Annotated in this window: 13 protein-coding genes; 4 read left to right on the forward strand and 9 right to left on the reverse strand. The window is 71.0% G+C overall.

What is annotated here, in order from left to right; translation table 11 throughout:
* Positions 1-51: 51 nt before the first annotated feature.
* The 8 genes from G6R25_RS13750 to G6R25_RS13785 form a co-directional block, all read right to left on the reverse strand.
* Positions 52-1,386: an alkaline phosphatase PhoX gene (locus G6R25_RS13750; protein ID WP_163553288.1), complete on the reverse strand. Its 1,335-nt coding sequence runs from the start codon at positions 1,384-1,386 to the stop codon at positions 52-54.
* 153 nt (positions 1,387-1,539) lie between these two features.
* On the reverse strand, positions 1,540-2,709 hold the full coding sequence (locus G6R25_RS13755) for an ABC transporter ATP-binding protein (protein WP_235948338.1): 1,170 nt from the start codon (positions 2,707-2,709) through the stop codon (positions 1,540-1,542).
* Positions 2,706-3,443: an ABC transporter permease gene (locus tag G6R25_RS13760; protein WP_235948341.1), complete on the reverse strand. Its 738-nt coding sequence runs from the start codon at positions 3,441-3,443 to the stop codon at positions 2,706-2,708. Before G6R25_RS13760 ends, G6R25_RS13755 begins: the two co-directional genes overlap by 4 nt.
* A 107-nt stretch (positions 3,444-3,550) precedes the next feature.
* Positions 3,551-4,243, reverse strand: a complete 693-nt coding sequence (gene modA, locus G6R25_RS13765; RefSeq protein ID WP_163553289.1) for a molybdate ABC transporter substrate-binding protein — start codon at positions 4,241-4,243, stop codon at positions 3,551-3,553.
* A 546-nt stretch (positions 4,244-4,789) separates the two neighbouring features.
* Positions 4,790-5,140: a hypothetical protein gene (locus tag G6R25_RS13770; protein ID WP_163553290.1), complete on the reverse strand. Its 351-nt coding sequence runs from the start codon at positions 5,138-5,140 to the stop codon at positions 4,790-4,792.
* Between the two features lie 19 nt (positions 5,141-5,159).
* Complete coding sequence (locus G6R25_RS13775) at positions 5,160-6,917, reverse strand: FUSC family protein (protein ID WP_163553291.1); 1,758 nt, start codon at positions 6,915-6,917, stop codon at positions 5,160-5,162.
* Positions 6,918-6,962: 45 nt separating this feature from the next.
* Positions 6,963-7,169: a hypothetical protein gene (locus G6R25_RS13780; protein WP_136449651.1), complete on the reverse strand. Its 207-nt coding sequence runs from the start codon at positions 7,167-7,169 to the stop codon at positions 6,963-6,965.
* Positions 7,170-7,946: 777 nt separating this feature from the next.
* Positions 7,947-9,017 carry a LysR family transcriptional regulator gene (locus G6R25_RS13785; protein WP_163553292.1) on the reverse strand — a complete coding sequence of 357 codons (1,071 nt, stop codon included), beginning with the start codon at positions 9,015-9,017 and terminating at the stop codon, positions 7,947-7,949.
* Positions 9,018-9,184: 167 nt separating this feature from the next.
* Here G6R25_RS13785 and G6R25_RS13790 point away from each other — a divergent pair, with 167 nt between their 5' ends.
* From G6R25_RS13790 to G6R25_RS13805, 4 genes are all read left to right on the forward strand, one after another.
* Positions 9,185-9,850, forward strand: a complete 666-nt coding sequence (locus G6R25_RS13790; RefSeq protein ID WP_163553293.1) for a succinate dehydrogenase cytochrome b subunit — start codon at positions 9,185-9,187, stop codon at positions 9,848-9,850.
* Between the two features lie 17 nt (positions 9,851-9,867).
* Positions 9,868-11,805: a fumarate reductase/succinate dehydrogenase flavoprotein subunit gene (locus G6R25_RS13795; protein ID WP_163553294.1), complete on the forward strand. Its 1,938-nt coding sequence runs from the start codon at positions 9,868-9,870 to the stop codon at positions 11,803-11,805.
* A gap of 124 nt (positions 11,806-11,929) precedes the next feature.
* Positions 11,930-12,676, forward strand: a complete 747-nt coding sequence (locus G6R25_RS13800) for a succinate dehydrogenase/fumarate reductase iron-sulfur subunit (protein WP_136447311.1) — start codon at positions 11,930-11,932, stop codon at positions 12,674-12,676.
* A gap of 230 nt (positions 12,677-12,906) precedes the next feature.
* Positions 12,907-14,196, forward strand: coding sequence for an NAD(P)/FAD-dependent oxidoreductase (locus G6R25_RS13805; RefSeq protein WP_163553295.1), 1,290 nt, complete (start codon positions 12,907-12,909; stop codon positions 14,194-14,196).
* 87 nt (positions 14,197-14,283) lie between these two features.
* On the opposite strand, the gene G6R25_RS13810 is transcribed toward G6R25_RS13805, so the two are convergent.
* Positions 14,284-14,529, reverse strand: a 246-nt coding sequence (locus G6R25_RS13810; protein ID WP_205447109.1) for a hypothetical protein, incomplete at its 5' end; no start/stop codon positions are given.

Raw genomic sequence — 14,529 nt, forward strand, 5'->3', positions numbered from 1 at the left:
CCGAACCTCATCACCTATCAGTAAGCGGCATCACCCACCGGCGAGCGGCACTCAGCCCCGCCACCACGGTCCGGTGATGGCCACGGTGAAGCCGTCCACCTGCACATTGGCGTACAGCCAGCGGCCGTCCCGGGAGAAGGTGGCGCCGGCCCATTCGCTGCCGCTGCCCGCGTTACGGGCAAGCGGGTACGGGGTGCCGTCCGCCGACGGGGCGACGAGGTACTGCTCGCCGTCGCCGTCCTCGCACAGCACGATTCCGCCGAACGGCGAGACGGTGATGTTGTCGGGCCCGTCGAACCGGCCGCCCGGCTCCAGGCGCAGGACCAGTTCGAGGGCGGAACGCTTCGGGTCGAACCGCCACACCTGCCCGGAGTGGTCGGCCGCCGCGCCGGCGGACTTCTCCGCGTAACTGGAGACGATGTACGCCGTGCCTTCGGACCAGAAGATGCCCTCCGCCTTCGGCACCCGGGTGATCTTCGCGTCCTCGAACTGGGCCCGGACCGACACCGTGGTCGCGTCCGGGTCGGGCACGTCCACCCAGGTGACCGGCAGCGTGGTGTGCAGGTCGTGCACCGCGGACAGGTCACGCACGGCCGGCACCGACAGGGCCTGGAGCTTCCCGCCGGCCCGCAGGCTGCCCGCGCCGCCGAGCGGGCGCCGCGGCAGGAAGCGGTAGAGCAGGCCGTACGGCTTGGAGCCGTCCTCGGTGAGATACACGACGCCGGAGCGCGGGTCGATCGCCACCGCCTCGTGCGGGAAACGACCCAGCGCGGTCAGCGGCACCGGAGCGGCGTCGCGCAGCCGGCCGAAGGGGTCGACCTCGAAGACGTAGCCGTGCTTCTTGGTCAGCACCGCCTCGGTGGCCGGGGTCGCCTCGGCCTCCTCGCAGGACAGCCAGATCCGCCACGGAGTCCCGCCACCGGCGCAGTCGCGGTAGGTGCCGGCGAGGCTCGGCACCTGGCCGAGCAGCCGGTCGCCCACGACGGTGACGGTCGTCGTCCCGCCGGGGCAGGCCGGGTCATAGACGAGGCCGGGGCGGTGCGGCACTGCTGGAATGCTCGTGCCCGGCGACAGCTCGTGGTTACGCACCAGCACGCTGCGGCCGATACCGGCGGGGAAGGCATACATGCCGTCGTGCGAGCCCGGCACCACGCCGCCGCCGTCGAGGGCGTCCTTGCCGGCGCGGGAGAAGACCGTGTACCGGAAACCCGGCGGCAGGTCGATGATCTTCTTCGGGTCCGCGACGAGTTCCCCGTAGCCGCGGAACGCCTTCGGCGATGCGGCGGTCGCGGGCCCGGCGAAGACGGCCTCCATCGCCCCCGCCAGCGCGAAGCCCAGGCCGGCGGTCCCCGCGCCGGCCATCAACTGTCGACGATTCACAACCATGCGTGTCCTCCTCCGGCGCCGGTCCCATCGGCGCCGCAGGGAACGCTGTCAGCCGAAGATGGCCGGAGATCGACACGAACGGAAACATCAGTGCACGTACAACCGACCGTTACCGAGCGAATTTCCCGCCGTGCGACGAGCTCGCCGCGCCGGTCAGCCCGGGTGGCGGGCGGCGCTGTCGGGATAGACGACCATCGCGCCGGGTGGGATGGTCACCCGCAGCGGCGTTCCCGGTACCAGCGCGAGGCCGCGGTGGATCGGCACATCGGCCATCAGCGCCGGTTCGCCGGCCAGGTGGACGCGGACGAATCCAGGGTACAGGACGACTCGGCGGACCCGGTCGGTGCGGCAGACCCCGCCCGTCCCGCTGTTGAGACCAGGTGGGTCGCTGAGACCGGGTGGGTCGTCGGGCCCGGTGACGCTGAGCTGCAGCGCGGCCGGGGCGACCGTGCCGAGGACCGGCCCGTCGGCGCAGGCCGAGGCCGGTACGCGCAGGTCACCGAAGTGGGCGACGCCGCCGACGACCTGTCCGGTCACCAGGTTGGTGCCGACGAGTCTCGCCACGAAGCGCGAGCGCGGGCTGGCGACCACGTCCGCGGTCGGGCCCTCGTCGACCACGCGGCCGCCGTCGAGGACGGCGATCCGGCTGGCCAGGGCGAGGGCGTCGTTGGGATCGTGGGTCACCAGCACCGTGCAGCCGGGGTAGGAGCTCAGATGGTCGGCGAGATCGTCGCGCAGGTCCAGGCGTGACTCGGCGTCCAGCGCCGCGAAGGGCTCGTCGAGCAACAGCAGCTCCGGCCGGGGCGCGAGCGCGCGGGCCAGCGCCACTCGCTGCGCCTGGCCGCCCGAGAGGGTCTCCGGCCGGGCGTCGGCGTATCCGCCGAGGCCGACCCGCTCCAGCCAGGCCGCGGCGGTGTCCGCGGCCGCCCGCCGGCGCTGCCCCCACGCCCGCAGGCCGAAGGCCACGTTGTCCAGGACGGACAGCCGCGGGAAGAGCCGGTAGTCCTGGAACATCACGCCCACGCAGCGTTGCGCCGGCGCGATGAAGGCGCCCGTGGACGGGTCGTCGAGGACCGTGCCGCGCAGTTCGATCCGGCCGGCGCGCAGGCGGGTCAGCCCGGCCAGGCAGCGCAGGGCGGTGGACTTGCCCGCCCCGTTCGGTCCGACGACGGCGACCACCGTTCCCGGCGCCACCGCGAGCCCGGCGTCCAGGGTGAACGCGTCCCGGCTGACGCCCAGCCGGGCGCCCGGTTCGCCGCCGGCCGCCGACCCGTCAGATCCACCGCCGTCCCGGCCGTTGCGCCCATCCCGTTCGGCGGTCACTGGTGGCCGACCATCCGGCGGCCGCGCAACACCAGCAGGACGGCGAGCGACACCACGAACAGCACCAGGCTCAGCACCACCGCGTCCTGCGGCTTGGTCTGCAACGCGATGAACACGGCCAGCGGCGTCGTCTGCGTGGTACCCGACAGGTTCCCGGCGAAGGTGAGCGTCGCGCCGAGTTCGCCCAGTGCGCGAGCCCAGCACAGGGTCGCCCCCGCCATCAGCGATGGGCCGAGCATCGGCAGCGTGATGCGGCGCAGCACCATGAGCCGCCCCGCGCCGAGCGTCTCCGCCGCCTCCTCGAAGCGGACCCCCGTCTGCACGATGCCGGCCTCCACGGTCATGATCAGAAACGGCATCGAGACGAACGCCGAGGCCACCATGACGCCGAAGGTGGTGTACGGAAGAGAGATCCCGAACTCGCGGTAGCCCCACCGGCCGACCAGCCCGCCGCGGCCGAACGCATACAGCAGGGCCACCCCGCCGACCACCGGCGGCAGCACCATCGGCAGGGTCACCAGCCCGCGCACCAGGCCTCGGCCGGGAAAGCGGCCGCGGGCGAGCAGCCAGGCGAGCCGCACCCCGAGCGCGATCGAGAGCAGGGTCGCCCCGACCGGACAGATCAGCGACAGGTACAGCGCGTTGCGGACGTCCGGGGTGCGCAACTGGGCCGAGATGTCGGTCCACGGCACATTCGCGAGCAGCCCGGCCAGCGGCAGCACCAGGAACGCCACCGCGAGCAGCGCCGGCGGGACCCACAGCGGCAGCCCAAACCCGCCCAGGCGGCCTGCCGACCACCGACGGCGCGGACGCCGCGGCGGGTCGGCAGGCGGGGACGGGCTCAGGGGATCAAGAACCCGAGCTGCCGCAGCTGGTTCTGCACGCTCGGCGTCGTCAGGAACGAAACGAACTCGCGGGCGGCCTGCGCATGCTTCGCGCCCTTGAGCACGGCCGCGCTGTATGCCGCCGGCATCTGTTCGGCGTCCGGAATGTCGATGCCGGTGACCTTGGAGTTGCCCTTGAGGTCGGTGGCGAACGCGATGCCCGCGTCGGCGTTCCCGGTGGCCACCCGCTGGACCACGCTCGGGCTGCCCTCCTCCTTCGAGGCCGGCTTCACCGTCACCCCGGCCTTCGCCAGGGCCTGCTTCGCGTACATGCCGACCGGCGTGGACTCGTCGCCCAGAATCGTCGTCACGCCGGGCTTGCCGAGGTCGGCCAGCGAGGTGATCTTCTTACTGTTGCCCGCCGGGACGACGATCTCCAACCGGTTGTGGGCGAACACCGTCGGGTCGCCGGCGAGCAAACCGGCGTTCTTGGCCTGCGTCATCGATTCGACGCCCACGGCGAGGAACGCATCGCCGGGAGAACCCTGCTTGAGCTGGATCACCTGGGCCGGCGAGTGACCGAAGTTCGGTGACACCGGGGACTCGGGATGGGCCTTCAAGAACGCCTTGTCCACCAGCGGGAGAGCCGTGGCGAGCGTGCCCGGAGCGAGCACGACGATCGAGCCCGGCGCGGCGCTGGCGGCGGACATGGACATGCCGTTCGGCGCCGTCTGAGCTACCGCTCGAACCGCACGCGGTCAAGACCGGAGCGAGCGCCGAACCCGAGGCGAGGAGCGGCGCCGATCTGCGAAGGATCCCCCGAATTGTCATGGGCTATACATACCGACGCCCGACAAGAGGCGCAACGGATTCTCCGAAAATGCGGCGAAAAATGCAGCCTTACCCACGCAGGCACGGCATAACCATTGCATCCCAATGCTCATGTGCATCACTGTCAGGGGTCAGCGGTCCGCGTACCGAAGATCGACACGTACGGACACGTCAGTACACGTTCAACCGACCGAGCCGCGCGCCGGCTGTAACTATGAGAACGCTCCTAGTCACGCCGGCCGGCGACGACTCCGATCCGCCGACCGATTGCGGTGCCCGGGTTCGCGGTGCCCTGTGTGGCATCCCGCCCGATCGCGGCGGGCGGCCCCTTACCCAACCGAGGTCTACCCCTACCCCCTTACGCGGACCGGTCCCGGCCCGGCGGTCGATGCCGCCGGGCCGGGACCGGTCTTACGGAACGGGGGTCAGCCAACGCCGACGGTGTCGTAGTCGGCGATGCGCAGGGACATCGTCTCGGCGAGGCGGGCCATGGTGCCGTCGATGAGCTTGAGGTCGCGGATGGCGAGCTGCCCGTCGTGGACGGTGCCGGCCTGCTCCTCGCTGCGGCGCTCGGCCCGGTCGAACAGCGCGGATGACCGGGTGTAGGTCGTGTCGCGCGGACCGTTCAGCGCGGCGGCGATGACGTCCAGGGATTCGTGCAGGGTCGCGCTCGCCCCCTTGATCTCGCGCCGGCTGCCGAGGTCGAGCGGGCTGGCCCGATCGACGTCGTGGACGAGGTTTCGGCTGTAGCTGCGCGACGCGCTGGCCAGGCGCATGAGCTCCCCGACGGACTCGTCAGATCCCGCCCGTCACGTTGCGCCGCATCGGCAAGGCGGTGGCGACCAGGCTCTGGTAAGCGGCGTCGATGGCGCGGGCGTCGGCCCGCAGGGCAGTCTCGCCGCACGCCGGGTCGCCGGCAGCCAGGTCGCCGACGGCCGGGTCGGCCACCAGGCGGGCGCTGGCGTGCTCGACGAGGTTCGCCACCGCCTGCACATAGCCTCGCACGGCGATCCGCAGGACCCGCCGGGTGCGCAGCGGGAACACCACCATCACGGTCGCGATGGCGACCCCGGCGCCCAGCGCGGTCTCCTCCAGCCGCAGGCGCAGCAGCGAGTTGGAGAACTCGTCGAGCTGGACGTAGAGCTGGGAGACCATCACGGTGATCCCGACGACCATGAAGGCGTAGTTGATCCGCATCAGGTAGAAGCCGAGGAACAGCGAGATGAGGATGACCGTAAGTGAGAGCGCCGTGTCGTGGCCGACGGCGTGCGCGAGCACCGAGCCGATCAGGATGCCGGCCAGCGTGCCGATCACCCGGGACAGCGCCTTGCGGACCTGCTCGCCGGAGTTGTTCGCCCCCATGAAGGTGATGAACGCGGCGATCACCGCCCAGTAGAACCGCCGGCCCGACAGCAAGTCGCCGAGCGCGATCGCCCCCGCGACCGCGACGCCCATCTGGATGGCCGCGCGGACGTGGGGTGCGAGCCGGACGCTGCCACCGGGGCGGACCCCCCGTTCCAGCGAGGCCACGGCGCTGGGCCCCGCGGACCCCGGCAGCCAGCCGCCGAACAGCATCACCGACGGTTGGAACGCGGTCGCGCCGTCCTCAGCCTTCACCGAGCCCAGGGCAAGCCACTGGACCATCGCCTCGGTCAGCGCGAGCACCGACCCGGCGAAGCGGTGCACGACGACGACCGCGGTCCGGTCCCGGTTGCCGGCCAGCGGATCGGGGTCGTGGTCCGCCGCCCGCAGCAGCTCGATCAAGGTGCGGGCGTGGGCGTCGGCCGCCTCGGCGTCGCGATCAAGAATCCCGTTCAGGGCCCCGCGGACCTCGGCGAGCTGGTCGGCGGGGAGGTCGAGGCGGGCCATGGCCTGGGCGAACCGGGCGACGTTGGTCAGAGCCAGCTCGACGTCGAACAGGCGCTGGTGCAGAAGCTGGCCGGAGGAGCCGTCCGCGACCGCGGCCGGATCACCGAGCTGGGCGTCGATCATCAGGGCGGCCTCGTTGAGCCGGACCAGCTGCCGGTGCAGGCGCTGCTCCTCGCGCTCGCTGTGTTCGGGGTCCTCGAACAGTTCCAGAGCCAGCTTCGCCACCTTGCGGGCGCGAGCGGCATAGGAGCGTTGGGTCCGCTGCAGGGCCTTCGCGGCGTGCGGATAGAACAGCACGAAACGGATGACGATCGCCACCGCCAAGCCCACCCCGAGCTCGGCGCACAGCCAGCCGAGGTCGCCCAACGACACGCCCGCCCCCAGGAAGAACCCCAGGAAGACCCCCAGGAACAGCACCATGCCGCCGATGAAGCCTCGCAGGCCGAAACGCCGGCAGTAGGTGCCGACCGCCAGGCTGGCGGCGAGGACGATCAGCGAGATCATCCGGTGATCGGCCAGGCTGATGCCGAGCACGAGCATCGGGACCATGGGGACCGGCAGCAGGAGCATCGTCACGAGCTGGCCCCGCGCGGTGGCGTCCATCACCCCGAAGACCGAGATCAGCCCGATCAGCGCACCCAGCATCATGGCGATGATCTGGTACTGGTGGTTGGCCGCCGCCACCGCGGCCGCCTTCGCCGCGGGCAGCTGCGCACCGTGGGTATCTATCTACAGGGCGTGGGTGGCCCGGACGAACAGCCATTCGGCCAGCAGGATCGCGCCGATCGTCACGACGCAGTGCAGCGCCATCCGGAACCGGTTCAGGCCGGGGTCCGAACCCAGGAAACGGTCGACCCAGCGGGTGCGGAGTTGCTCGGCCGGGCGGGCCGGTGCGCTGACGGCGGCGATATCGAGCCGGGCCTCACCGATGCTCAATACATCCTCCAACGGGGGTCGCGATCCGCCCTGGTCGGGACCGGATCGGCTGGCTGAGGGCGACCTGGGACCACCCTCGTACGTGACACAGCGGTGCCCGGCGAACGGCGTCGGTCATCCAGACCGCGCCCGAGCGGTCGATGGACTCGGCTCGGTCGGCAACCCTCCCGGCGGTCCCCACACAATCGAAACCCTGATCCGCGGTGTATTTGTAGGTTAACAACCATTCGGCTACCGGAATACCTTTCCGCCTGTGGGAGATGCGACAGCGGGCGGGGGAATAGGGTGATCTCCCGCTGGACCTTTCGGACTGGTCATTGCGGACGACGCGCCCACCGAGCACCACGGAACGCGCGACAGTCCCCGCCCATCACGCCGGAGCGAGGCCAGCACATTCCATCCGACCCGCGGTGCCGCTTCCACCCACCTACCCTGCGTGGGCGATCGCCCGTCGCGACAGCGGGGATGTTACTGCCGATTGAGGGGATAATCTCAGACAGCGGCCTAACCATCACGGAGTGCGACTCCCCTTTCACGATAGCATGGACGACCGTCGCCCACCATCGCCCACCGTCGACGCCGCTAGGCCAACACTCAGCGACCATCATTCCGGCGGAATGTTCTCAGTAGGTGGAGTGTTCTCAGTAGCGGACTCCCCTTGCAATCCTGTTGCGCCGGAATTCCAGGACCGCCGCCGCTGATGCCGGTAATCGGCGGAAAACCGGCCGACGTCGATTTTCGGCCGCCGGGCTTCCCGGATCATCGACGTTTCTGCGGCTAACTTATCCCGTCTTTCCCGTCGACGGCCGAGAGCTCCCTGTCCCCGGCCGGCGGCTCCCGGCCCACCGCCGCGACCCCGGCCCCGACCCCTGCGGCGGGGCCGGGGTCGGGGTCGGAGGCATGGACGGGGGGAGGCCGATCGCCGAGCAGCCGGGTGCCGTCGGGGAGGCTGCCGGTGGCGACGGCGTGGCGCAGGTACTCCCACAGGGTGCGCTGGAGCTCGACGGCGGCGCGGGTCGGCTCGACGTCGCGGCGCCGCGCCAGCCCGATCGTGCGTTGCAGCCCGGGTGCCGCAAAAGGGGTCACCCGCATGCCGAGGCGGCGGGCGACCATGCTCGGAATCACGGCGCTGCCGAGCCCGGCCGCGACGAAGCCGAGCACCGCATCCATCTCCCCGCCTTCGATCGCGAAGGTCGGCTCGAAGCCGACCTCCCGGCAGGCCGTCACGGTGGCGACGCGCAGGTCGTACCCGCGCCGGAACATCACCAGCGGATGGTTGCGCAGATCGGCGACGGTCAGCGAGCGGCCGGTGACGACCGGCGGCTCGTCGAGGGAGGAGACCAGCACCAGGCTCTCCCGGATGAGCGGCGAGGTGGCCAGGGCGGGGTCGGAGCTCTGCAGCGGCAGGATGATCAGAGCGAGGTCGAGCTCGCCGCCCGCCAGGTCGCGGACCAGGTCACGCGACCCGCCCTCCTCTACCAGCAGGCGGATGCCCGGATAGCGCTGGTGGAACAGGCGCAGTACGTCGGGCAGGAAGCCGGTGCACAGGCTCGGCGTGGCCCCGAGGCGAACCGTGCCGTGGCGCAGGTCGAGCAGCTCGGTGACCCGTTGACGGGCCGTCTCCGTGTCCGCGAGGATGCGCCGCGCCAGCGGCAGCAGCGTCTCCCCGGCCGCGGTCAGGCTGATGTTGCCCCGGGCGCGATTGAACAGTGGTGTGCCGAGCTCCTGTTCGAGTGACCGGACCTGTTGGGACAACGAGGGTTGCGCCACATGCATCCGCTGCGCGGCCCGGGTGAAATGCCGGGTCTCCGCGACGGCGACGAAATAGGCGAGCTGGTGAAGCTGCACGCCCGCCAGCGTAGACCTCGATAGATGGCGACTATGGAGTCCAGGTTTATCATGTCTTGGACCACTCGAGGCGGCGGCTCTAGGGTGCGTGCGTGGCTGTAACAACCCCAACGCGACCGGCACCCGCTGGACGCCCCCCGCGCCCCGCGCGATCCTCCTTCGCCCCGTTGAACTTCTGGCGTTCGACGATCGGTAAGAAGACCGTGATGGCGGTCACCGGTCTGCTGATGCTGCTGTTCCTGATCGTCCACATGCTCGGGAACCTGAAGATCTTCTTCGGCCGAACCGACTTCGACCACTATGCCCACTGGCTGCGCACGATCGGGAATCCGGTCCTGCACGAAAGCTGGTATCTGTGGATCCAGCGGTTCGTCCTGGTAGTGGCGGTAGTGCTACACGCCGTATCGGCCTACCAACTCAGCCGACGTGATCTGAAGGCCCGGCCGACGAAATACTCCCACCACCAACGGGCCAAGGCCGGCTACGCCACGCACATCATGCGTTACGGCGGCATCACCCTGGCGCTGTTCATCGTTTACCACATCCTCGACTTCACCACGCTCACGCTCAACCGCCACGGAGTCGACGGCGCCGCCTACGACAACGTCGTGTCGAGCTTCAGCGTGTGGTGGGTCACGGCCATCTACATCGCCGCCATGATCTGCCTGGGCCTGCACATCCAGCACGGCTTCTGGAGCGCGGCTCAAACCCTCGGGTACAACCGGCCGAGCCGCGACCGCGCCTTCAAGGGTGTGGCGACGGGTCTCGCCGTGCTTCTCACGGTGGGATTCCTGATCGTTCCGGTGTCGGTACTCGCCGGCCTCGTAGACTGAGAACGAAAGAGGCTGACATGTCGTTCTACAGACTCGGCGACGATATCGCCGACACCACCGCGCCGGACGTGCCGATCGAGCAGCGCTGGGACAAGCGCCGCTTCGACGCCAAGCTGGTCAACCCGGCGAACCGCCGGCGCCACACCGTGATCGTCGTGGGAACGGGCCTGGCCGGCGGAGCCGCCGGGGCCACCCTCGCCGAGCAGGGCTACCACGTCATCCAGTTCTGCTACCAGGACTCGCCGCGCCGCGCGCACTCCATCGCCGCGCAGGGTGGCATCAACGCCGCGAAGAACTACCGCAACGACGGCGACTCGGTCTACCGGCTGTTCTACGACACGGTCAAGGGCGGCGACTTCCGGTCCCGGGAGTCCAACGTCTACCGGCTCGCGCAGACGTCGACCCAGATCATCGACCAGTGCGTGGCGCAGGGCGTGCCGTTCGCCCGCGAGTACGGCGGCCTGCTCGACACCCGGTCGTTCGGTGGCGTGCAGGTCGCGCGCACCTTCTACGCCCGCGGCCAGACGGGCCAGCAACTGCTGATCGGCGCCTACCAGGCGCTGTCGCGGCAGATCGACGCCGGTGGCGTGGAGATGCACTCGCGCACCGAGATGCTCGACCTGATCGTCATCGACGGCCGCGCCCGCGGCATCGTCGCCCGCGACCTGATCACCGGCGAGATCTCGACCTACCTGGCCGACGCGGTCGTCCTCGCCACCGGCGGGTACGGCAACGTCTTCTACCTGTCGACGAACGCGAAGAACTCCAACACGAGCGCGATCTGGCGGGCCCACCGGCGCGGGGCCTACTTCGCCAACCCGTGCTACACGCAGATCCACCCGACCTGCATCCCGCGTTCGGGCGACCACCAGTCCAAGCTCACCCTGATGAGCGAGTCGCTGCGCAACGACGGCCGGATCTGGGTGCCGAAGAACCCGGGCGACACCCGTTCGCCGGACCAGATCCCCGAGGCCGATCGCGACTACTACCTCGAGCGCATCTACCCCGGCTTCGGCAACCTGGTCCCCCGCGACATCGCCTCGCGTGCGGCGAAGAACCAGTGCGACCTGGGCCGCGGGGTCGGCCCCGGCGGCCTGGGCGTCTACCTCGACTTCGCCGACGCAATCAAGCGGATGGGCGAGGCCGCCGTCCGCGAGAAGTACGGCAACCTGTTCGAGATGTACGACCGGATCACCGGCGAGGACCCGTACAAGATCCCGATGCGGATCTACCCCGCCATCCACTACACGATGGGTGGCCTGTGGGTGGACTACGACCTGCAGAGCACCATCCCGGGCTGTTTCGTCGTCGGTGAGGCGAACTTCTCCGACCACGGCGCCAACCGGCTCGGCGCGAGCGCGCTGATGCAGGGCCTGGCCGACGGCTACTTCGTGCTGCCGCCGATGCTCGGCAACTACATCGCCTCCACCAAGCTCGACAAGGTCGACGCCAGCCACCCGGAGGTGACCGCGACGGTCGCCGAGGCGACGGGCCGCCTCGACCGGCTGCTGTCGATCGACGGCGAGCGCACCGTCGACTCGTTCCACCGCGAGCTCGGCGAGATCCTCTGGAACGAGTGCGGGATGGCGCGCACCGAGGACGGCCTGCGCAAGGCGCTCGGCCGCCTGCCCGAGCTGCGCGAGGAGTTCTGGCGTTCGGTGAAGGTGCCCGGCAGCGGCACCAGCCTGAACCAGAGCCTCGAGCGGGCCAACCGGGTGTCGGACTTCCTGGAGCTCGGCGAGCTGCTGTGCGTCGACGCGCTGCACCGCGAGGAGTCCTGCGGCGGTCACTTCCGGGTCGAGAGCCAGACCCCGGACGGGGAGGCCCGCCGCGACGACGACCGGTTCGCCTACGCCGCCGCCTGGGAGTTCGGCGGCACCGGAGGCACCCCGGTCCTGCACCGCGAGCCGCTCGAGTTCGACTACGTCCACCTCGCCCAGCGCAACTACGCGTGAGGCGGGGTCGGACAACCATGATCCAAAAAACCATGATCGACGGAACACGAACGACCAACGCGCACCCCATGACCCGCACGCTCCCGGAGAACCACGACAGCGCAGACAGCGCAAGGAGCCGACCGTGAAGCTCACCCTGCGGATCTGGCGCCAGGCCGGCCCGGCCGAACCCGGCCGCATGGTGGCCTACGAGGTGCCCGACGCGAACCCGGACATGTCCTTCCTGGAGCTGCTCGACGTGCTCAACGAGCGGCTCACCCTGGAGGGCGAGGACCCGGTCACCTTCGACCACGACTGTCGCGAGGGCATCTGCGGCTCCTGCGGTGTGGTCATCAATGGCCAGGCGCACGGGCCGCGGGCCCTGACCACCACGTGCCAGCTGCACGTGCGCTCGTTCTCCGACGGCGACGTGATCGACATCGAGCCCTGGCGCTCGGTTGCGTTCGGCGTGCTCAAGGACCTGATGGTGGACCGGTCGGGCCTCGACCGGATCATCCAGGCCGGCGGGTACATCAGCGCGCCGACGGGCAGCGCCCCCGAGGCGCACTCCACGCCGGTGCCGAAGCCGATCGCGGACACGGCGTTCGACAACGCCACCTGCATCGGCTGCGGGGCCTGCGTCGCCGCCTGCCCCAACGGCTCGGCGATGCTGTTCACCTCGGCGAAGGTGGCGCACCTCAACAGCCTGCCGCAGGGCGCGCCGGAGCGGGCGAGCCGCGTGCTCAACCTGGTCGAGGCGATGGACGCCGAGGGCTTCGGCGGCTGCACCAACACCGGCGAGTGCACCAACGCCTGCCCGAAGGGCATCCCGATGGACAGCATCGCGACCCTCAACCGCGAGTACCTCCGCGCCTCCCTCGGCCGCAAGTAGCCCGCGCCACGCCACCCGCCCGACTTCCTGGTCCTTCCACCGGGATAAACCAGACCGAAACTCCTGCGGAAGGACCAGGAAGAAGCCGGCACGCGCCCCGTCGACAGCACCCCCCGTCGGCGGGGCGCCGCCATGTGGCAGCTATCTGGCGATGCCTGGCAATCACGGCAATCGTGGCATAACTCGCGGACGGGACGGAACCGCGGCACTACGGCGCCCACCGGCGGACCATGGTGAGGGTGGGCAGACGGACGCGGGACGTTCCCGATCAGGTGGCGGTGATCGGCGGCGGGATGGTCGGGCTGTGCGTGGCCTGGTTCCTGCAGGAGCGCGGCGTGCGGGTGACCGTCTTCGACCGGGACCGGCTCACCACCGGGCCGACCTGGGCCGGCGCCGGCTCGTCGTGGGGCAACGCGGGCTGGCTCACCCCCGGCCTCGCCACTCCGTTGCCGGAGCCGGCGGTGCTGCGCTATGGGCTGCGGGTGCTGCTGCGGCCGGACTCGCCAGTATACGTGCCGCCGGTCGCCGACGCCGGGCTCGCCCGCTTCGTCGCCGGATTCGTCCGCCACAGCACGAACGGTCACTGGCGGCGCGCCATGCGGGCGCTCGCACCGCTGACCCGGGCGGCTCTCGGGGCGTTCGACGAGCTCGCGGCGGGCGGCGTGAGCGCGCCGACGCTGGCCGCCGCGCCCTTTCTCGCCGGCTACCGGGACCGTGCCGACCTCGACACGCTGCTCGTCGAGCTCGCCGAGGTGCGCGCCGCCGGCCAACCGGTCGACGCCGAGGTGCTCGACCCGCTCGCCGCCCGCGACCTGGAACCGCTGCTGTCCGAGCAGGTCCGGTACGTCGCCTCCGTGCACGGGCAGCGGTACTGCGACCCGGGGCGGTTCGTCGCGGCCCTCGCCGACAGCGTGCGGGCCAGGGGCGGCGTGGTCCACGAGACGACGACCGTCGCGGGCGTGCGGGAGGTCGGCGACCGGGTCGAGGTGGTCGACCCGGCCCGGACCGCGGGCGCGTTCGACGCCGCTGTCCTCGCCACCGGCGCCTGGCTACCCCGGCTGGCCCGGCCCTTCGGGGTCCGCCTGCCCGTGCAGGCCGGCCGCGGCTACAGCTTCCACGTCACGACCGAACAGCCGCCGAGCGGGCCGATCTACTTCCCGGCCTCCCGGGTAGCCTGCACGCCCATCGGCGACGGCCTGCGGGTCGCCGGGATGATGGAGTTCCGCCGTCCCGACGCGCCGCCGGATCCGCGCCGCACCCGCGCGGTGGTCGAAGCCACCCGAGGCCTGCTGCGCGGGGTCGATTTCGGCACCCGCACCCACGAATGGGTCGGGCCGCGCCCCTGCACGCCGGACGGGCTGCCGCTGATCGGCGTAAGCGCGTCACCGCGGGTGTTCATCGCCGGCGGCCACGGCATGTGGGGCATCACCCTGGGCCCGGTCACCGGCCGCCTGCTCGCCGACGCCGTCGTCGCCGGCACGCCCGCGGCCGACCTGGCCCCCTTCGACCCGCTGCGCTGAGCGGCGAACCCACCGCACGCATCAGTGTGGCCGAGGTGGGTTGATGCACCCCGCCCCGGCCGCACTCCCTGGTGTTATCGAGCTCGATCAGGCCTCGGTACGGGTGGTGGCGCCAGCAACCCGGCGACGCCGAGCCGCGACCCGCAGCAGCGCACCGCCGCCGAGCAGGGCCACCGCGATCGAGGCCATGGCCCCAGTCTCGACTCCGGTGAAGGGCAGCGCTCCGCCGGCGGGCGCCGCGGCACCCGCACCGACGCCGGCACCGACGCCCGCGCCGACCACGCCCACTCCGACGGCACCACCGACGAAGCACGGATCACCGTCCCGCTTGTC

This window comes from Candidatus Frankia alpina (assembly GCF_902806485.1).
GTDB classification, from domain to species: Bacteria; Actinomycetota; Actinomycetes; order Frankiales; family Frankiaceae; genus Frankia; species Frankia alpina.